At 71.8% G+C, this 21305-nt stretch carries 4 protein-coding genes; 1 reads left to right on the top strand and 3 read right to left on the bottom strand.

The annotated features are described in order from the left end of the window. Nucleotides 1-17: 17 nt before the first annotated feature. A complete protein-coding gene (locus NRB56_RS02200) occupies nt 18-1532 on the top strand; it encodes an aldehyde dehydrogenase family protein (RefSeq protein WP_153338752.1) in 1515 nt (504 codons plus the stop codon). 6 nt (nt 1533-1538) lie between these two features. Here the strand turns inward: NRB56_RS02200 and NRB56_RS02195 are convergent, their stop codons facing one another. From NRB56_RS02195 to NRB56_RS02185, 3 genes are all read right to left on the bottom strand, one after another. Then, nucleotides 1539-2789 (bottom strand): Nramp family divalent metal transporter, encoded by a 1251-nt coding sequence (locus NRB56_RS02195; protein WP_153338751.1) that lies wholly within the window; start codon nt 2787-2789, stop codon nt 1539-1541. A 100-nt stretch (nt 2790-2889) separates the two neighbouring features. After that, nucleotides 2890-3894 carry an alpha/beta hydrolase gene (locus tag NRB56_RS02190; RefSeq protein WP_153338750.1) on the bottom strand — a complete coding sequence of 335 codons (1005 nt, stop codon included), beginning with the start codon at nt 3892-3894 and terminating at the stop codon, nt 2890-2892. 152 nt (nt 3895-4046) lie between these two features. Further along, the gene (locus tag NRB56_RS02185; RefSeq protein ID WP_406603427.1) at nt 4047-21227 is read right to left on the bottom strand and encodes an amino acid adenylation domain-containing protein; all 17181 of its coding nucleotides are present in this window, start codon (nt 21225-21227) and stop codon (nt 4047-4049) included. Nucleotides 21228-21305: the final 78 nt, after the last annotated feature.

The raw sequence follows: 21305 nt of genomic DNA, 5'->3' as shown, positions 1-21305 counted from the left end.
GCCAGAGAGGTGACCTCATGGTCGAGTCTGCGCAGCCGCACACGGCGGCGCAAGCCGGTCCGGGCCGAGTCCCGGCACTCACGTCCTACGATCCGCGCACCGGCGAATCCGTCGGCAGCTACCCCATCGCCGGGGCCGACGCCGTCGCGGCCGCCGTCCGCGCCGCGCGCGCGGCCGAGAACTGGTGGGGGGCACTGCGTTTCGCCGACCGCAAACGCTGGTTGCTGGAATGGAAGGGTGCCGTCGCGCGCCGGATCGGCGAGCTGGTGGAGCTCGTCTGCGCGGAGACCGGCAAGCCGGAGGCCGACGCCGCCATCGAAGTGATGCTGGCAGTGGAGAATCTGGACTGGGTGGCCCGGCACGCCGAGCGCTCGCTGGGCCGGCGCCGGCTCGGTTCCAGCTGGCTGTCGCGCAATCAGCGTGCCTCCGTGGGCTATCTGCCGCTGGGCGTGGTGGGTGTGCTCGGGCCGTGGACGAATCCGGTGTTCACACCGATGGGTTCGATCGCCACCGCGATGGCCGCCGGCAACGCGGTGGTGTTCAAACCCAGTGAGCTCACCCCCGGCGTCGGCATCTGGCTGGCCGAGAGCTGGCGTCGGCTGGCGCCGAATCAGCCGGTGCTGCAAGCGATCACGGGTGACGACTCGACCGGCGCCGCGCTCTGCCAAGCGGGCGTGGACAAGATCGCCTACGCCGGTTCCGAAGCCGGGGCCCGCGACGTGATCGCCCTCTGCTCCCGCACCATGACCCCGGTCGTGGTGGAGCGCGGCGGCAAGGGCGCCATGGTGGTCGACGTGGACGCGGAACTCGACGCCGCCGCCGAATCCGCGATCTTCGGCGCGATGTCGAACGCCGGCCAGAGCCCGTCCGGAATCCAGCGGGTGTACGTCGCGGAGTCGGTGTACCAGCCGATGCTGGACAAGGTGGCGGAGCTGGCGCGGGGGCTGCGGCCCGGCGGCGATCGCAAGGCGTCCTACGGGCCGATGGTCCGCGAGACCCAGGCCGAGGAGGTGCGGCGGCAGGTCAAGGACGCCATCGCGCGCGGCGGCCGCACGGTCGTCGGCGGCCTGGAGTCGATCCGCGAGCCGTACGTGGAGCCGATCGTGCTCACCGACGTCCCCGAGGACGGGCTGGCGATCACCGCCGAATCGGTGGGCCCGGTGCTGGTGATCAACGCGGTGCCGACGATGGACGAGGCGGTGGCGCGCATCAACGCCGTCGACCACGGCCTCACGGTCTCGATCTTCACCCGCGACACCAAGTTCGGCGCGGAACTGGCCGAGCGTCTCAGAACCGGTGTGGTGACACTCAATTCGTCCATGGCCTACGCCGGCATCCCGGCCATGCCGTTCGGTGGCATCGGCGAGTACGGCCGCGGCCACACCCACGGCGAGGCCGGTCTGCGGGAGTTCAGCCGCACCCTCGCGATCGCGCAGCGCCGCTACCGCGCCCCGGTGAACCTGTCCACCTTCGACCGGCATCCGCGGCATCTGCGGATGGCCAAGGCCATCTTCCGGATGCGGCACGGGTGAGCCGGATCAGTCCCGGCCGGTGACGGTCAGATAGATCAGCAGCAGGTTCAGCCCGCTGATCACCGTCGTGATCACCCAGGCGGCCGCGGTGGTGAGCCGGTGGTTGACGTCGTCGCCCATCAGGCCGCGGTCGCCGGTGAACCGGACCAGCGGGATCAGCGCGAGCGGAATCGCGAACGACAGCACCACCTGCGAGACGATCAGCGCCTGCGTGGTGTCGACGCCCGCGACCAGCACCACCAGCGCGGGCAGCAGCGTGACGATCCGGCGCACCAGCAGCGGCACCCGGCGGCGCAGCAGACCCGCCATGATCATCGCCCCCGCCGAGGCGCCCACCGAGGTGGAGGCGAGGCCCGAGGCCAGCAGCCCGACCGCCAGCAGCAGGGCCGCACCGGGTCCGAGCGCGTCGCGCACCGCGGCATGAGCGGCCTGGATGGTGTCGACGTCGCCGCGGCCGCCGAAGGTGTGCGCGGCCATCAGCAGCATCGCGAGATTGACGATCCCGGCGATCAGCATCGCCACGGCGACGTCCCAGCGGGTGGCCCGCAGCAGCACCCGGCGCCGCGGCCCCGGCGCCGGATGTCCGTGCCGGTCGCGGGCCAGTCCGGAGTGCAGATAGATGACGTGCGGCATGACGGTGGCGCCGATGATCGCCGCGGCCAGCAGCACGCTCCGGGTGCCGTCGAAGCGCGGCAGCAGTCCGTTCACGGTGTGCGACAACGACGGCGGCGAGAGCACCACGCTCGCCACGAATCCCACCGAGATGACCGCCAGCAGGCCGATGATCACCCGCTCGAACGGCTGCTGGCCGCCGCGGTTCTGCACCACCAGCAACAACATCGACACCACCACGGTGATCAGGCCGCCGAGCAGCGGTGGCAGCCCGAACAACAGCTGCAACGCGATGGCGCCACCGACCACCTCGGCCAGATCGGTGGCCATCGCCGCCAGCTCGGCCTGGGCCCAATAGGCCAGCCGCACCGGCCGATCGGCCCGCTCCCGGACCATCTCGGGTAGCGAGCGCCCGGTGACCAGCCCGAGTTTCGCCGACAGATACTGCACCAGCGCGGCCATCACATTGGCCAGCACCACCACCCACACCAGCAGATACCCGTACCGCGCGCCGCCGCTGACATTCGACGCCACATTGCCGGGATCGACATAGGCGACGGCGGCCACGAACGCGGGCCCGAGCAGGGTCGACGCGGTGCGGGCACGACGCAACCTCGATCGCGACGCGGCAACTACGGTGTTCATGAAAATATTTTACGGTTCGCCGAAATTTTGTACGAGCAAACCCCCGGAAAAAGCCGGAAGCCCCGGTCACCGAGGTGCCGGGGCTTCCGAATCGCCGGGATCAGTCCTGCTCCAGGCCCATACCGTGGGCGAGCACCGGCCAGGAGTCCTTGAAGTCGTCCTTCCAGTAACCCCAGGAGTGGGTGCCGCTGTTGCGGAAGTTGTAGGTCGCCGGGATGCCCAGCGAATCCAGCCGGTTCTTCATGTTGTGGGTGCACTGGTTGACGGCGCTCTCGATGATGCCGCCGACCAGGATCTGGTTGGCCAGACCGTAGGAACCGGCCAGCGCGTACTGGCCGTCGAGCGTGTCGTACACGCCGGGCAGCCCGTTGCCGGTCGACAGGTACAGGTCCAGATCGCGCAACTCGTCCGCGTGGATGAACGGATCGTTGGCCGCCCACTCGGGCGAGTTGTCCGGGCCGTACATGTTCAGCGTGTCACCGCCACCCCAGGTCTGGACGGCGAGCTTCACATAGGTCTGGCCGACGGGATCGGCGGTCTGCGCGCACCCGGAGTACGCCGCAGCGGCCTTGTACAGCCCCGGCTTGGCGATCGGCAGGTTCAGCACCGCGGTACCGGAGGTGGACAGGCCGGCGATCGCGTTGATGCCGTTGGTGCCGAGCGACGAATCGATCAGCGGCGGAAGCTCTTCGGTGAAGAAAGTCTTCCACTTGTTGCGGCCCAGCACCGGATCGTCGGCGATCCAGTCGGTGTAGTAGCTCCACTTGCCACCGATCGGCTGGACGACGTTGACGTCCTTGTCGGTGAGGAAGCCGTTGACGATATCGGTGCGCTTCTGCCAGGAGGCGTCGTCCTCACCGCCGCCGGCTCCGTTGAGCAGATACAGCGTCGGGCGCGGTACCGAGGCGTCCGCGGGCCGCTGCACATCGACCGGGAAGGTCTGGTCCATCGCCGCGGAGTAGACGTAGAGCCGGATGCTGCGGTCGTCCTTGTAGGTCGCCTTGCTGATGTACGACCCGTCCGCGGACCTTGGGTCGGAGAGCAGGCTCTTGGACGCGATGATCGGATCGGTCGCGGAGGCGTTGGTCGCGCCGATGCCCGTCATGACTCCCGCGAGGATCCCTGTGGCCGCGAAAATGGCGGCGGCCCGTAGACCGCTGCGCCGGACGTGTCGACGAATCAATGTTTCACACCTTCACTGTCAGCTCTGCGTTTCCGGGTCCCGGCACATGCTCGCACCGCTCGGCGATCGTCCCATCATGCCCGACGGGCCGTGTCCGAATCGTTGTCACCCCCGGCGTGTTCCGCGCCGGGAGAGGCGAGCAGGTCGGTCAGCCGGGGACCGATCTCCGCCAGTGCGGTCGGCGACGTCATCTGATCGTGACCGACGCCGATCGGGTGATCGATGATGGCACCGGCGACGTAGTCCCGCCACCCGGCCGCGGCGGTCGTATGCCCTGACGCGCTGAAATAGTCCAGGCGCCCGCGGAATACGGACGGCCGATGATCGGCGATCAGTTCCGCGGACCGGACCGCACTGCGATAGATGCGGCGCACCCGGTCCGGCGTCAGCACCGCCATGTCCGCCGGGATGGTCGCGTGCAATGCGGCCACGGCCTCGTCACTCAATTCGTGGATGTCGTCGCCGACGAGTGTCTCGGCGCCGATCCCGATCTCGGCGAGGGCCTCGCGGATCGCCGCCCGGAAATCGGTGACGTCGATGTCCGGATGGCTGTCGAGCATCGCCAGCAGGGCGACTTCCTCGCCGTCGGCCTGCAATTCGGCCGCGACCGCGTGGGCCAGCACACCGCCCAGCGACCAGCCCAGCAGCCGGTACGGGCCGCGCATCTGCACGAGCCGGATCTCGGCGACGTAGCGGGCGGCCATGTCCCGCAGCGACACCGGCAGATAGCCGTCCTCGGACAGCGCCGGCGATTGCAGGCCCAGGATCGGCCGGTCCGTCACGTACCGCGCCAGACCGGCGTAACTCCACGACAATCCGTACATCGGGTGGATGCAGAACAGCGGATCGCCGGTGCCGGTGGCCCGGATCGGCAGCAGCACCTCGAGCGCCGCGTCCGAACCGAGGTCGAAGTCGTGCTCACCGGCCAGCGCGGCCAGCACCCGCTGGGTCAGCTCGGCCACCGTCGATCCGGTGAAGAACCACTGCACCCGGACGTCGGCGCCGGTGACCGACCGCAGCAGGCCGACCGCGCGGGTCGCGATCAGCGAATTGCCGCCGAGCGCGAAGAAATCGTCGTCCAGGCCGACCCGGTCCGCGCCGAGCACCTCGGCGAACACGCCGGCCACGGCCTGCTCCAGCGGCGTCGACGGCGCCCGGTACGGCCGGGTCACCGGCGGCGGCGCCGGCAGCGCCTTCCGATCGAGTTTGCCGCTGGCGTTCAGCGGCAACTGCCCCAGCAGCACCACCGCCGACGGAACCATGTAGCCGGGCAACGACCTTCGGGCGTATTCCAGGACCGACGCGGCGGTCAGCACCGCGCCGGCGGCCGGGACCACGTACGCGACCAGCCGGTCGCCGCCCTCGCGGACCAGGGCGACCACCGCGTGCCGGACCGCCGCGTGCGCGGCGAGCACGGCCTCGATCTCGCCGAGCTCGACCCGCTGTCCGCGCAGTTTGATCTGGAAGTCGCTGCGGCCCAGGTACTCCAGCGCGCCACCGTGCCAGCGCACCACGTCGCCGGTGCGGTAGAGCCGTTCACCGGCCGCGCCGGACGGATCGGCCACGAACCGTTCCGCGGTGAGCGCGGGAGCGCCGAGGTATCCGCGGGCCAATTGCACACCGGCGATGTACAACTCACCGGGGGCGCCCGGCGGCACCGCGCGCAGTTGCCGATCCAGCACGTGCACCCGGGTGTTGGCCACCGGCGCGCCGATCGGGACCGAGGCGCCCACCGGACCTGTCACCGGGTACGCGGTGACGACGGTGGCCTCGGCCGGGCCGTACCAGTTCACCAGTTCGGCGCCGGGCAGCCGGCGCGCGACCGCCGCCGCGGTGTCCCCGGCCAGCGCCTCACCGGCCGCGAAGATCCAGCGCAGCGGCGAACGCGTGTCGCGCAGCGCCGGATTCGCCGCCGGATCGAGGAAGGCGTCGAGCATCGACGGCACGAAATGCACCGTGGTGACGGCGTTCTCGGCGATCACCCGGGACAGGTAGGCCGGATCGCGGTGACCGTCCGGTTCGGCGATCACCACGGCCGCGCCGGTCTGCAAGGGCCAGAACAACTCCCAGGTGGAGATGTCGAACGTGATCGGGGTCTTGTGCAGCACCACGTCGCCCGGGCCGTGCGGATAGGTGCGCTGCGCCCACCGGAACTGGTTGGTCATCTGCCGGTGGGTGATCGTGACGCCCTTGGGCCGGCCGGTGGAGCCGGAGGTGTGCATCACATAGGCGACGTTGTCCGGATGCACGGCCGGGAACCGGTGGCGCACAGCGGTTTCGTCGAGCCACAGCGTGTCGACCGCGAAAACCGGTATCGCGGCGGCGGTGCCGAAGCCGTGCGCGCTGTGCGTCAGCACGCACGCGGGCGCCGCGTTCGCCAGCACGAACTCGTTGCGGTCGGCCGGATGGTCCGGATCGATCGGCACGTAGGCGCCGCCGGTGCGCAGCACCGCGTAGATCGCCACCACCAGTTCGATCGAGCGCCGCATGGCCACGGCCACCCGCGTTTCCGGGCCGACCCCGCGCTCGGCCAGCAGCAGCGCCAGAGCCCTTGCGCGCGAATCCAATTCGGCGTAGGTGAGCGTGGTCGCGCCGAACCGCACCGCGGCCGCCTGTGGCGTGCGGGCCACCTGGGCGTCGAACAGGTCGAGCAGACCGGCGTCGTCGAGCAGGTCGGGCACCACGGTGGTGTTGCGCGCCGCCAGATCCGCGCGTTCGGCGGGCAGCAGCGCGTCCACCTGGGCCACCCGGGCCTGCGGCGTGCGCACGAACCGGCCGATCAGCGCGGCCAGGCGATGCGCGAGCGCCGTCGCGGTGGCCTCGTCGAACACGTCGCGCAGGTACTTCAGCGAGATCCGCAGCTGGGTGTCCAGCACGACCATCACCGTCACCGGGTAGTGCGTGCCGTTGACCGAGCCGACGCCGGTGACGGTCATGCCGTCGATCGAGCCGGCCTTGTCCAGCCCGTCGCGATCGACGGGGAAGGATTCGAACACGACCAGCGTGTCGAACAGCCCGTCCACCCCGGCGGCGTCCTGGATGTCGCGCAGGCCCAGGTAGTGGTAGTCGAGCAGGGCCGCCTGCTCGGCCTGCAGGCGGCGCAGCAGCCCCGCCAGGGTGTCGGTGTGGGTCAGCCGCACCCGCACCGGAATGGCGTTGAGGAACAGGCCGACCATGGTCTCCACGCCGGGCAGCTGCGGCGGCCGGCCGGAGACGGTGGCGCCGAACACCACGTCGTCCCGGTCGGTGCTGCGGCCCAGCAGCAGGCCCCAGGCCGCCTGCACCACCGTGTTCACGGTGACGCCGAGCCGGGATGCCAGGCGGGACAGCTCGGTGGTGTCGGCCGCCGACAACTCGAAACCGGTCTCCCCCACGCCCGCCGAGATCTCGCGGCTCGGATCGACCGGCGCGAGCGGCGTCGGCTCGGTGAGCCCGGACAGCGCCGACCGCCAGGCCGCGCGCGCGGCGTCCATGTCCTGAGCGACGAGCCAGGCGAGGTACTCGCCGTAGGAAGGTACCTTGGGCAGCCGCCGCGAGCGCGGGCCGACGGCGTACAGGGTCAGCAGATCCAGCATCAGCAACGGCATCGACCAGCCGTCGAGCAGGATGTGGTGGCTGGTGACCAGCAGCCGGAACGAGCCGGGCGCCCGGCGGATCAGCGCGAACCGCAGCAGCGGCGCGGAGCGCATATCGAACCGGGTCGCGTAGTCGGTCTCCTGGATGCGGGCCAGTTCGGCCTCGACCGCCACCGGTTCCAGGCGGCTCAGGTCGATCAGCCGCCAGGACGCCTCGACGCGGTCGAGGACCACCTGGACCGGATTGCCCTCGGCGTCGGAGGCGAACGCGACCCGGAGGTTGTCGTGCCGGTCCAGCACACCCTGCGCGGCCTCCTGCAGCCGCCGCACGTCCAGATTGCCGGCGAGATCGACGGTGAACTGCACGGTGTAGACGTCGACCGAGGCGTCGGCCAGCAGCGCGTGGAACAGCATGCCCGATTGCAGCGGGGTCACCGGCCAGGCGTCGGCCAGGGCCGGGTAGTCCGCCCGCAGGCGGTCCAGATCCGGCTGGGTCAGCGCCAGCAGCGGGAAGTCCGACGGTGTGAAACCGCCCGCGTCCGGCCGCATTCCGTGTTCGGCGAGGCCGCCGAGCGCGCGCACCCAGTGCCCGGCCAGTTCCTTGACCGCCTCCACGTCGAGCACGTCGTCGGCGTGGTCGAAGCGGGCCAGCAGCCCGTCGTCGGTGGCGTCGACGGTGATGTCCAGCAACACATCCGGTGCCGCCGGCTCCGGGTGCACCCGTGCGGGCAGCAGATCCCGGTAACGGAACGCGATGCGGCCCTGGGCGAGTGCGGCGAGTTCGGGTGCGGTCGCGGGGTTGAGGTAGCGCAGCAGGCCGTAGTTCACGCCGCCCGCGGGCACCGCCCGGCGCAGCTCCTTGACCCGGGCGAGGGCCTGCCCGGCGGCGGGGCCGCCGGCCAGCGCCTCGTCCACGTCGATCCCGGCGAGGTTCGGCACCAGCGGGTAGGCGGCGGTGAATCCGCCCACGGTGTCGCCGGGTGTGCCCCCGGCGGCGGTCCGGCCGTCGGCGAGCAGTTGCACCACGGTGCCGATGGATTCGGCCGCGGCACCGCTCGGGTCGGGGCGCAGCACCAGGGCCAGCGCCGTGAGCAGCACGTCCTCGGCGGTGGTGTGGTAAGCGGCGGCGACCTTCTCGACGGCCTGCGCGCCTTCCGCGGTGATCACCAGCGACACCCGGCCGCGCCGCGACGGATCCACGCCCGGCAGTGGCAGTTCCGCCGGATGCCCGGCGAGAGATCGCTGCCACCAGGACACTTCGGCGACGGTCGCGGGCGCGGTCGCGCGCGCGACCAGCGCGCGGGTCGGCCCGGCGGGCCCGGTCTCGGCCGCGGCCGGTGCGGCGTGACCGCCCGACCAGGCCAGGCACAGTTCGTCCACGATGATCCGCCAGGCGGTGTCGTCGACCACCAGGCAGTTCGCCACCACCACCAGAACCTGTGTGCCGGAACCGGTTCCGTCGAAGGCGGGAGCGATCAGGCCGAACGCGACGTTACGGCCGCTCGACACGTCCAGGTCGGCGGTGAGTGCGCGGACGGCGGCCTCACCACCGTCGGGAGCCGGGTCGAAGCCGCGCAGTACCACCTCGCCGGCCGATTCCGGCAGTACCAGCCGCGCCTCGTCGCCCTGACGATCCAGGCGCGCCGACAGCATCGGATGCCGGTCCAGCAGGGCCTGCGCGACCGCGCAGATCCGTTCCGCCGCACAGTCGGCGGGGGCGTCCAGGGTGATGGCCCGGGTCTCCCGGGCGGCCGGATCCACGGCCAGCAGGCGCACCGCGCGCGGCAGCAGCGGCAGCGGACCCGTCTGCGGCACCGCGGATTCCGCGGCGGCCTCGGCGACCCGCGCGAGCGCCGCCACCGTACGGGCGGTGAACACGTCGCGTGGCAGGAAGTGCACGCCGCGGGCCCGGGCCCGCGAGACCACCTGGATCGACATGATGCTGTCGCCGCCGAGGGCGAAGAAATCGTCGTCCAGGCCGACCCGGTCGACGCCCAGGACCTCGCCGAGCACCTCGGCGACGACCCGCTCGGCCGGGGTGTCCGGGGCGCGGTAGGCGCGGGTCTCCAGCACCGGCTCCGGCAGCGCGCGGCGGTCGAGCTTGCCCACCGGGGTCAGCGGGATCTCGTCCAGCACCATGATCGCGGTGGGCACCATGTAGTCCGGCAGGCCGCGGCCCAGTTCCGCGGTGAGCGCCGCGGTGTCCAGCACCGCACCCGGCGCGGGCCGCACATAGGACACCAGAATCGTTGCGCCGGTAGCGGTTTCGCGGCCGAGGGTGACGGCGAAGCCGACCCCCGGCTGGGCGGCGAGCGCGGCGTCGATCTCACCGAGCTCGATCCGGAAGCCGCGCACCTTGACCTGGAAGTCGTTGCGGCCCAGGTATTCCACCTCCGGCCGCGCGGCGCCCCGGCGCCAGCGCACGACATCGCCGGTGCGGTACAACCGGGAACCCGGCGGGCCGTACGGGTCGGCGACGAACCGCGCGGCGGTCAGGCCCGGCCGGTCGTGATAGCCGCGGGCCAGCTGGATTCCGCCCAGGTACAGCTCACCGGCCACCCCGTCCGGCACCGGCCGCAGCCGCGCGTCCAGCACCAGCGACCGCATACCGCGGATCGGCCCGCCCAGGGTGACCGGCGCACCGGGCGTCAGCGGATCGCTGATGTTGGTCATGATGGTGGTCTCGGTCGGGCCGTAGCCGTTGTGGAACGCGCGGCCGGCGCCGCGGCCGCCCCATTTGGCGACCAGATCCGCCGGGACGGCCTCGCCGCCGGCGACGATCGCCTGCATCCCGCCCAGCGCCGCCGAGTCCAGCGACGCCAGCACCGACGGGGTGAGGAAGGCGTGGGTGACCCGGTTGTGCCGGATCAGCTCGGCCAGCTCCTCGCCGCCGAACGTGCGCGGCGGCACCAGCACCAGCGCGCCGCCGGCGCCCAGCGCCAGCAGCAGTTCCAGGATCGAGGCGTCGAAGGACGGCGACGCGAACGCCAGCGCCCGCGACGTGCGGCTCAAGCCGTAGCGTTCCACCTGCTCGGCCGCGAAGTTCGCGAGACCGGCGTGGGTGACCACGACACCCTTCGGCAGGCCGGTGGACCCGGAGGTGTAGATCACGTACGCCGCGTTGGCCGGTCGCGGTTCGCCGTGCCGCTCGGCGGGGGTCAGCGGTTCGCCGGACCACTCGTCGACGGCGGCGGCGAAGGCACGGTCGTCCAGCGCGATCCAGCCGCCGTCCAGGGCGGGCAGCGCGGACAGCACCGATCGCACCGTAACGCCCAGTGGCGCACGGGAATCCGACACCATATGGGCGATCCGGTCGGGCGGATAGGTGGGGTCGACCGGCACGAACGCCGCACCGGTCTTGGCCACCGCCCACAGCGCCACCATCGCCTCGACCGATCGCGGAATCGCCACGGCCACGAGCACATCCGGCCCGGCGCCGTAGGCGACGAGCTGGCGGGCCAGCTTCGAGGACGCGGTGTCGAGCTGGCTGTAGGTGAAGCTGCGGTTGCCGGCCACCACCGCGGCCCCGTTGGGGTTGGTGGCGACCGCGGCGGCCATCAGCTCCGGCAGGCTGCGCGGCGGCACGGCGGGGGCGCCGGCCCGGTAGACCAGATCCGCGTGCTCGGCGGCGTCGAGAATGTCCAGATCGCCGACCGCGACGGTCGCGTCGGCGGCCACCGCGGCCAGCACCCGCTGGAAGCGGTTGCCGATCGACACCACCGTGGCCTCGTCGAAAAGGTCACGGGCGAAGGTGAATTCGGCCGCGAGCCCGGCCTCGGCGCCCTCGGCGGTGCGCTGTTCCCGGATCGTCAGCAGCAGATCGAATTTCGCGGTGTCGGCGGCCGGGTCCAGCGCGGTGAAACTCAGTCCGGGCAGCTCGAATCCGGTCGCGGCGAGATTCTCGAACGACAGCGCCACCTGGAACAGCGGATGCCGCGCGGCGGACCGCTCCGGATCCACCGCCTCGACCAGCCGCTCGAACGGGATGTCGGCGTGCGCGAAGGCGCGCAGATCCGTTTCCCGGTTGGCGGCCAGCAGCTCCGCGAAACTGCCGCCCGGCGTCACCCGGCTGCGCAGCACCAGCGTGTTGACGAACATGCCGATCAAGTCGTCGAGTTCGCGCTCACCGCGGCCGGCGATCGGGGTGCCGATCGCGATGTCCTCGGTGCCGGACAGCCGGGCCAGCAGTACCGCGAGCGCGGTGTGCACCACCATGAACAGGGTCGCGTTGTGCCGGCGGGCCAGTTCGGTGAGCGCGGCGTGCACCGGCGCGGGCACCACCAGATCGGTACGGCCGCCGCGGTTGGACTGGGCGGGCGGGCGCGGCCGGTCCGCGGGCAGGTTCAGCTCGTCCGGCAGTTCCGCCAATTCCTTGGTCCAGTACGCCAATTGGGCGCTGACCAGGGATTCGGGATCGTTCTCGTCGCCGAGTACGGTGCGCTGCCACAGCGCGTAGTCGGCGTACTGGATCGCCAGCGGCGCCCAGGTCGGCGGGGCGCCGGCGGAGCGGGCCAGGTAGGCGGCCATCAGATCCCGGGTGAGCGGGCCCATCGACCAGCCGTCGGCGGCGATGTGGTGGGCGACGAACACCAGCACGAATTCCGTCGCGGTGAGCTGGAACAGCCGGATCCGGAACGGGATGTCGGTGGTGACGTCGAATCCGGTGGCGACCAGCCGGGTGACCTCGTGCGCCACCCGCTCCTCGCCCAGGCGTTCGGGGCTCAGATCGAGCGGCACGTCCACCGGCGCCAGCACCTGCTGCACCGGCGTGCCCGCCTCGATCTCGGGGTATCGGGTGCGCAGGATCTCGTGGCGGGCAACCAGATCCGCCACCGCCTGCTGCAACGCCGGGACGTTCAACGCTCCGGACAGCCGGATCGCGGCGGGGATGTTGTAGACCGCCGCGGCCGGATCGAACTGGTTGAGGAACCACATCCGCTGCTGCGCGAACGACAGCGGGACGCGATCCGGGCGCGGCCCGGCGGCCAGCGGCACCCGCGGGTGCAAACCGGCGCCGCGTTCCACCGCGGCCGCCAGCGCGCCGACGGTCGCGGCCTCGAACAGGGTGCGCACCGGCACCCGGGAGCCGAGGGCCGCGCCGATCCGGGCGACCACCTGGGTCGCCAGCAGCGAATTGCCGCCGAGGGCGAAGAAGTCGTCGTCGAGCCCGATCCGCCGGCCACCGGTTCGGCCGCCGTCGAGGACCTCGGCGAACGCGCCCGCCACGATCTCCTCGATCGGGGTCGCGGGGGCACGGAAGGCCACGGTCTCGAATTCCGGTTCCGGCAACGCCTTCCGGTCGAGCTTGCCGTTCGCGTTGAGCGGCAACGCGTCCAGCACGACGAACGAGGCCGGCACCATATAGGACGGCACCGCGCCGGACAGCTCCGACTTCACCTGCGCCACATCGAGTTCCGGCTGCGCCGGCACCAGATAGGCGACCAGGCGGTCACCGCTGCGCCGATCGGTCCGGGCCAGCACCACGGCCTGCGCCACCTCGGGCAGCGCCAGCAGCGCGGCCTCGATCTCGCCCAGTTCGATCCGGAAACCGCGGATCTTCACCTGGAAGTCGGTGCGGCCCCGGTATTCCAGCTCACCACCGGCGTTCCAGGCCACCAGATCGCCGGTGCGGTACATCCGCGCGCCCGCCGGGCCGAACGGGTCGGCGACGAACCGGTCCGCGCTCAGATCCGCGCGGCCGAAGTAGCCGCGGGCCAGCTGCGCGCCGGCCAGGTACAGCTCGCCGGAGACCCCCGCCGGCACCGGCCGCAGCCGGGTGTCCAGCACGTACACCCGCGAATTCCATTCCGGCACACCGATGGGCACCGCCGGCCGGTCGGCCTCGGTGACCCGGTGGCTGGTGATCGACACCGCCGCCTCGGTCGGGCCGTACAGGTTGAACAGCGGGCTGCCCGGATAGGCGGCCAGCCACCGCTGGGCCAGCGCCCCGGGCAGGGCCTCGCCGATCGCCAGCACCCGCCGCAGACCAGCGAATCCGGTTCCGGTCCGCGCCGCGGACCGGGCTCCGGCCGCCGCGGTCTCGGCGGCCGAACGACGCGCGCCCGCGGCGGAAGTGCGCTCCAGCGACCAGGTCGAGCGGTCCGTGTCGCCGCCCGGCGCGCCCCGGGATCCGGGCCGGCCCCGGGTTCCGGCGTCCGGTTCGTCGCCGACCCGGACCGAACCGAAGATCATCTCCAGCGGCACGGTGATGGTCGGCGCGTCGGCCGGATCGTGCGGGATGCCGAGGTCCGGGAACACCGGCACCGCGGGTACCGCCGCGGGCTCCGGCACCGACCGGCCGGCGGCGTCGGCGAACAGCGCGTCCAGCATCGAGGGGACCACGTGCAGCGTGGTCACCCCGGCGCGGGTGATCAGGTCGTGGAGATATCCGGGATCGCGATGTCCGTCGGGCGTCGCGATGACCAACCGGCCGCCGCACACGATCGCCGACCAGAACTCCCACACCGAGAGATCGAAGGTGGCGGCGGTCTTCAGCAGCACCGCGTCGTCCGCGTCGAGCCCGAATTCGGCCTTCTTCCACAGCAACTGGTTGATCACCGCGCTGTGCGGGACGGCCACGCCCTTGGGCCGGCCGGTGGAACCGGAGGTGAAGATCACGTACGCCGTGTTCTCCGGCCGCAGCGGGCCGTTGCGATCCGCGTCGGTGATCGGCAGCGACGACTGCCGGGACAGGTCGAGCTCGTCCACGACCACCACCCGGGAGCGCGGCCGCCGCGGCCGGCCGGCCGGGGCCGGTTCGCCGGAGCGCTTCGGCGACAGTCGCAGACCGGGCTCGTTCTCGCCGCCGAAGGCGGTATCCGAATTGGTCAGCAGGCACACCGGATCCGCGGTGTCGAGGATGTAGCCGATGCGTTCGGCGGGCTGGTCCGGGTCGATCGGCACATAGGCGCCGCCGGCTCGCACCACCGCGTACATGGCGACCACGAGATCCACCGAGCGCCGCATCGCCAGCGCGACCCGCGACTCGGGGCCGACCCCGAGCCCGATCAGGTGCCGGGCCAGCCGGCTGACCCGGGTGTCCAGTTCGGCGTAGCTGAGCTCCTCGAACCCGTCGGCCAAATCCGCCACCAGCGCAACGGCTTGCGGCGCGACGGCGGTGGCGCGGTCGAGCAGCCAGGCCAGGTCCCGGCCGGTGCCGGGCCGCGGCGTGTTGTCGCCGCGGCGGCGGGCGGGAGTGGGCAGTTCGCGGGTGGTCTCGTTGCGGGCGCGCAGCAGCTGATCCCGCTCCTCGGGGGTGAGGATGTCGAGATCGCCCACCGGCGTGTCCGGATTCGCGGCCACCGCGCCGAGCAGCAGGATCAGCCGCGCCGCGATACCCGCGGCGGTGGTCTCGTCGAACAGATCGGTGGCGTAGGTGAGGAAGCCCCCGATACCGGCGGGCTCGCCGTCCTCGCCGTACTGATCGGCGACGATCAGGTGCAGATCGAACTGCGACACGTCCAGCAGCGCGTCGACGCCCTCGACGCTCAGGCCCGGCAGTTCCAGCGCGGCGCGCGCCATGTTCTGGAACGACAAGCCGACCTGGAACAGCGGATGGTGCGCGGTCGACCGCGGCGGATTGAGCACCTCGACCAGGCGCTCGAACGGCACGTCGGCGTAGGCGAACGCCTGCAGATCCGATTCCCGTTGCCGCCGGAGCAGTTCGGTGAAGGACTCGCCGCGATCGACCCGGGTCCGGAACACCACGGTGTTCACGAACATGCCGATCAGATCGTCGAGTTCGCGTTCACCGCGTCCCGCCACCGGGGTGCCGATCGCGATGTCGTCGCTGCCGGACAGCCGCGCGAGCAGCACGGCGAAAGCGGTGTGCACCACCATGAACAGGGTGGCGCCCTGGGCGCGGGCCAGTTCGGCCAGCGCGGTGTGGGTGGGCGGGAACACCGAGACGCCGACCCGGGCCCCGGCCAGCGAGGCCACCGCGGGCCGCGGCCGGTCGGTGGGCAGCTCCAGCAGATCCGGCAGGCCGTCGAGTTCGGTGCGCCAATGCTCGATCTGCTGCGCGGCAAGCGAATTCGGGTCGCGCTCGTCGCCGAGCACGGCCCGCTGCCACAGCGCGTAATCGGCGTACTGCACCGCCAGCGGCTGCCATTGCGGGGCCGTCCCGGAGGTCCGCGCGGTGTAGGCGATCATCACGTCGCGCACCAGCGGCCCCATCGAGGACGCGTCCCCGGCGATGTGGTGCACCACGACCGCCAGCACGAATTCGCGGCGCGAACCGGGCGCGAGATCGGCGATCTCGAGCAGCCGGACCCGCACCGGGGTGTCGGTGGTGACATCGAACGGGGTGGCGGCCAGCAACATCACCGCGGCGGGCACCTCGGCGCCGGGCACCCGTTCGGGTTTGAGCGCGACGCGGGCGGCGGACGCGGGCAGGATGTGCTGCTCCGGGCCGTCGGGGGTGTCCGGGTAGACGGTGCGCAGCACCTCGTGCCGCTCGATCACGTCGTCCAGCGCCGCCGCCAGCGCCTCGAAGTCGAGGCTGCCGGTGAGGCGCAGCGCGAACGGCAGGTTGTAGGCGGCCAGCCCGACCGTGGCCCGGCCGTCGGCCTGCTCGAACCGGTTGAGGAACCACATCCGCTGCTGTGCCAGCGACAGCGGCAACCGTTGCGGCCGTTCGAGGGAGCCCAGTTCCGGGCCGCGCCGCAGCAGCATCGCCCGATCCTTGGGCAGCGCGGTGACCGCGGCGGCCAGTCCGGCCACCGTCGGCGTCTCGAACAGCGCGCGCACCGGGACGCGGGCGTCCAGGGCCGTCCCGAGCCGCGCCACCACCTGGGTGGCGATCAGCGAGTTGCCGCCGAGGGCGAAGAAGTCGTCGTCGAGACCTATCCGCGGGTCGTCCGCGGTCCCGAGGCCGAGCACGGTGGCGAAGACCTCCGCCACCAGCTGCTCCGATGCCGTTGCGGGAGCGCGGAATTCGCGGCCGGCGAACTGCGGCTGCGGCAGCGCCTTCCGATCCAGCTTGCCGCTGGTGTTCAACGGGAACTCCGGCAGCACCACGATTGCGGCCGGAACCATATAGCCGGGAAGGGTTTTCGCGACACCCTCGCGCAGCCGGTCCGGATCGGCCTGCTGCCCCGGCAGCGGCACCACATACCCGACCAGTTGATCGCCGAGCGGTCCGGCGGCCACCACCGCGACGGCCTGGCTCACTCCCGGCTGGGCCAGCAGCGCGGTCTCGATCTCGCCGAGTTCGATGCGCTGCCCGCGGAACTTCACCTGGAAGTCGGTGCGCCCGATGTAGTCCAGCCGCGGCGGCAGATCGCCGACGGCGTCCCGCCAGATAACCAGGTCGCCGGTGCGGTACATCCGGTTGCCGTCGCCGAAGGGGTTGGCCACGAACCGATCCGAGGTGAGGTCGGGCCGCCGCAGATAGCCGCGGGCCAGTTGGTCACCGGCGAGATACAGTTCGCCGGGCACCCCGGCGGGCACCGGCCGCAGCCGGGCGTCGAGCACGTAGACCTGAGTGTTCCACTGCGGCAGGCCGATCGGCACGGTCGGCCGGTCCTCGCCGCTGGCGGGCCAGTAGGTCACCGACACCGCTGCCTCGGTGGGGCCGTAGAGGTTGTGCACCCGGGCGTCGGTCAGTTCGGCCACCGCCGTGACGGTCTCGGGCGGCAGCGCCTCGCCGATGACGAACACGTCCTGCAGCGAGCCGACCGCACCGGGCTCGGCGTGCGCGGCGAACACGGTGAGCATCGAGGGCACGAAGTCGGTGACCGTGACCTCTTGCGCCGCAATGGTTTCCGACACGTACAGCGGATCGCGATGGCCGTCGTGGGTGGCCACCACCAGTTTCGCGCCGGCGGCCAGCGGCAGGAACCAGCCCCACAGCGACACGTCGAACGTGGTGGCCGTCTTCTGCAGGTACACGTCGCCGGTGCCCAGCGGGTAGGCCGCGAGCATCCAGGTGACCTGATTGTGGATGGCCGCGTGGGTGACCGCGACCCCCTTCGGGCGGCCGGTGGAGCCGGAGGTGAAGATCACGTACGCCGGGTTGTCCCGCCGCAGCGGGCGAAGTAGCTCCTCGGGCCGGATCGGGCTCGGATCGAAGCGGCCCAGATCCATGGTGTCCACCCGCAGCAGCGCGGTGCCGTCGGGGATGGCGGCGCTGTCGGTCACGGTGGTCACCACGCACACCGGGCGGGCGGTGTCGAGGATGTGCGCGATGCGCTCGCGCGGATGGTCCGGATCCAGCGGCACGTAGGCGCCACCGGCCGCGACGATCGCGTACAGGCCGACCACCAGGTCCACCGAACGGCGAATCGCGAGGCCCACCAGCGTCTCCGGGCCGACGCCGCGCGAGATCAGCAGGCGGGCCAGCTGATTGACCCGGGCGTCGAATTCGGCGTAGGACAGCTCCTCGCCCTCGTACACCACCGCGATCGCGTCCGGGAACGCCGCGACCGTGCGCCGGTACCCGTCCAGCAGCAGTTCGGGTTCCACCGGATACCGGGTGTCGTTCCAGTCGTAGAGGATTCGCACCCGCTCGGCCGGTTGCAGCAGATCGATGTCGCCGATCGGCCGCTCGGTGTCGGCGACAACGGCCTCCAGGACGCGCACCAGCCGGTCGGCCAGGGCCGCGACGGTCGGCTCGTCGAACAGATCGGTGGCGTAGGTGAACGCGGCCGACAACCCGGACTCGCCGGGCACCACGGTCAGCTGCAGGTCGAATTTGGCCGCGGCGCCGTCGAAGTCGATCGGCGTCACGGTCAGGCCGGGCAGCGCCAGCCGCGGCCGGTCCAGGTTCTGGAAGAACAGCGCCACCTGGAACAGCGGGTGATGCGCCTGCGAGCGCACCGGATCGAGCACCTCGACCAGCCGCTCGAACGGCAGGTCGGCGTGCGAGAACGCGCCCAGGTCGGTCTGTTTCACCGCCGCGAGCAGATCGCCGAAGGCCCGTCGCGGATCCACCTCGGTGCGCAGCACCAGGGTGTTGACGAACATGCCGACGAGGTTGTCCAGCCCCTCCTCGCCGCGGCCGGCCACCGGTGTGCCGATCGCGATGTCGGTGGTGTTCGACATCCGGCCCAGCAGCACCGCGAACGCCGCGTGCACGACCATGAACAGCGTGGTCCCGCTGCGCTGGGCCAGTTCCTCCAGCTGCCCGTGCAGCTGGCCGTCGACGGTGAAGCCGTATTCGGCTCCGCGCCCGGACAATACGCCGGGCCGGGGCCGGTCCGAGGGCAGGTCCAGCCGGTCCGGCAGGCCCGTGAGCGCCGTCCGCCAGTACTCGACCTGACGGGCGGCGAGCGAATCCGGCTGGGATTCCTCGCCGAGCACCGCGCGCTGCCACAGCGTGTAGTCCGCGTACTGCACCGGCAGCGGCGTCCAGGACGGGATCGCGTGATTGCGGCGGGCCAGGAAGGCCACCAGCAGATCCCGCAGGAACGGCGCGATCGAGGCGCCGTCCGCGGCGATGTGATGCACCACCACGACGACCAGATGTTCCGCCGGGCCCAGCTGCGCGATGCCGACCCGCAGCGGGATCTCGGCGGACACGTCGAATCCGGTGAGCGCGTACAGCGACAGCCAGTCGGCGATCCCGGTCTCCGCGAGCGGCGCCGGCTCCAGATCCGGAATCGCCTGCTCCAGCGGCAGAATCACCTGGTGGCCGATGCCGTCGACGGACGGGTAGACCGTGCGCAGCGTCTCGTGCCGCTCGATGACGTCGACGAACGCGTTCTGCAACGCCGACACGTCCAGGCGGCCGGACAGCCGCAGCGCGAACGGGATGTTGTCGCCCGCGCCGGGCGAATCGCGGCCCAGCTCGAACTGGTTGAGGAACCACATCCGCTGCTGCGCCGGCGACAGCGGGATCCGATCCGGCCGCGGCCCGGCGACCAGCGGCAGCCGCGCGCCCTCGCCCTCGAGCGGTGCCAGCCGCTGTGCCAGCGCCGCCACGGTGGGGGCCTCGAACAGCAAGCGCGCCGGAACCCGGGCCCCGATCCGCGCGGCCAGCCGGGCGGCGGCCCGGGTGGCGATCAGCGAATTGCCGCCCAGTTCGAAGAAGTCGTCGTCGGCGCCCAATGCCGTTGCGGCACCGAGCAGTTCGGTGAACACCTCGGCCACAACGGTTTCCAGCCGCCCGGCCGGGGCGCGGAACTCGCGGGTCTGCAACACCGGCGCGGGCAGCGCGGCCCGGTCCAGCTTGCCGACCGGGGTGAGCGGGATCTCGGCCAGCTCCGTCAGCACCGTCGGCACCATGTGCGCGGGCAGGCTGCGCTCGGCGAACGCGCTCAGCTCGGCGGTGTCGATCACCGCGCCGGGCGCGGCGTGCACGTAGGAGACCAGGATGGTGGCGTCGTTGTCGAGGGTGTGGCCCACCGTGACGGCGAAATCCACGGTGTCGTGTGCCGCCAGCACCGCGTCGATCTCGCCCAGCTCGATCCGGAAACCACGGATCTTCACCTGGAAGTCGTTGCGGCCCAGATACTCCAGGCTGCCGTCGGCGGTCTCCCGGACCAGATCGCCGGTGCGGTAGAGCCGTTCGCCACCGCCGGTCGGATTGGCCACGAACCGGGCCGCGGTCAGCCCCGGGCGGCGGTGATAGCCGCGCGCGAGCTGCGCGCCGGTGATGTACAGCTCCCCCACCGCGCCGGTCGGCACCGGCGAGAGCCGTTCGTCCAGAACGTATTCGGTGATGTTGCGGATCGGCCGGCCGATGGTCACGGTCTCGCCCGGCACCAGCGGATCGCTGATGTTGGTCATGATCGTGGCCTCGGTGGGCCCGTACCCGTTGAAGAATTCCCGGGTGGGACCGTCCGGCCCGATCCCGGTCCCGTTGGGGTCGATCGGGATCACCCAGCGCCGCACCAGTTCCGGCGGGCACGCCTCGCCACCGGCCACCACCACGCGCAGTTCGTCCAGCCCGGCCGGATCCACCGAGGCCAGCGCCGCCGGGGTCACGAACGCGTGCGTGACGCCCTCGCGCACCAGCAGCGCGGCCAGCTCCTCTCCGCCGTACACCGTCGGCGACGCGACCACCATGGTGGCGCCCGCGCCGACGGCCAGCAGCAGTTCCAGCACCGACGCGTCGAACGACGGCGACGCGAAATGCAGGGTCCGCGAATCGACGTCGACCCGGTACCGTTCGCGCTGCTCGTCGCAGAAGCTCGACAGTCCGGCCTGCGTCACCACGACGCCCTTCGGCCGGCCGGTGGATCCCGAGGTGTAGATCACGTAGGCCGGATGTTCCGCGCGCAGCGGCCGCAGCCGGTCGGCGTAGGTGACCGGATCGGCCGGGTAGCGGCCCAGCAGCGCGGCCACGTCGGCGGCGTCGATGCTCAGCCACGGCACCTCGGCGGGCAGGTCGGCCCGCACGTCCTCGACGGTGAGGCCGAGCACCGCACCGGAATCGGTGACCATGTGCGCGACCCGGTCCGCCGGATAGTTCGGGTCCACCGGCACGAAACCGGCGCCGGTCTTCGCTACCGCCCAGACCGCGACCACGGAATCCAGCGAGCGGGGAATGCCGAGCGCGACCAGATCTTCGGGACCGATCCCGCGATCTATCAGCAAACGCGCCAGCCGGGTCGATCGTTCGTCGAGTTCGGCGTAGGTGAGTTCCGCGAGGGTCGCGGCGGCGTCGGCGTGGACGACCGCGAGACCGGTCGGATCGGCCTCGACCGCCGTCGCCATGAGCTGCGGCAGGGTGGTCACCCGCGCTCTGCGGGTGCGCGTCGGCCGGACGCGGGTCGAGCGGGTCATTCCGGCACCACTTCCCGAACCACGAAACGC

This window comes from Nocardia aurantia, from assembly GCF_009604425.1.
GTDB classification, from domain to species: domain Bacteria; phylum Actinomycetota; class Actinomycetes; order Mycobacteriales; family Mycobacteriaceae; genus Nocardia; species Nocardia aurantia.
This window is presented reverse-complemented; position numbering and strand designations above follow the sequence as displayed.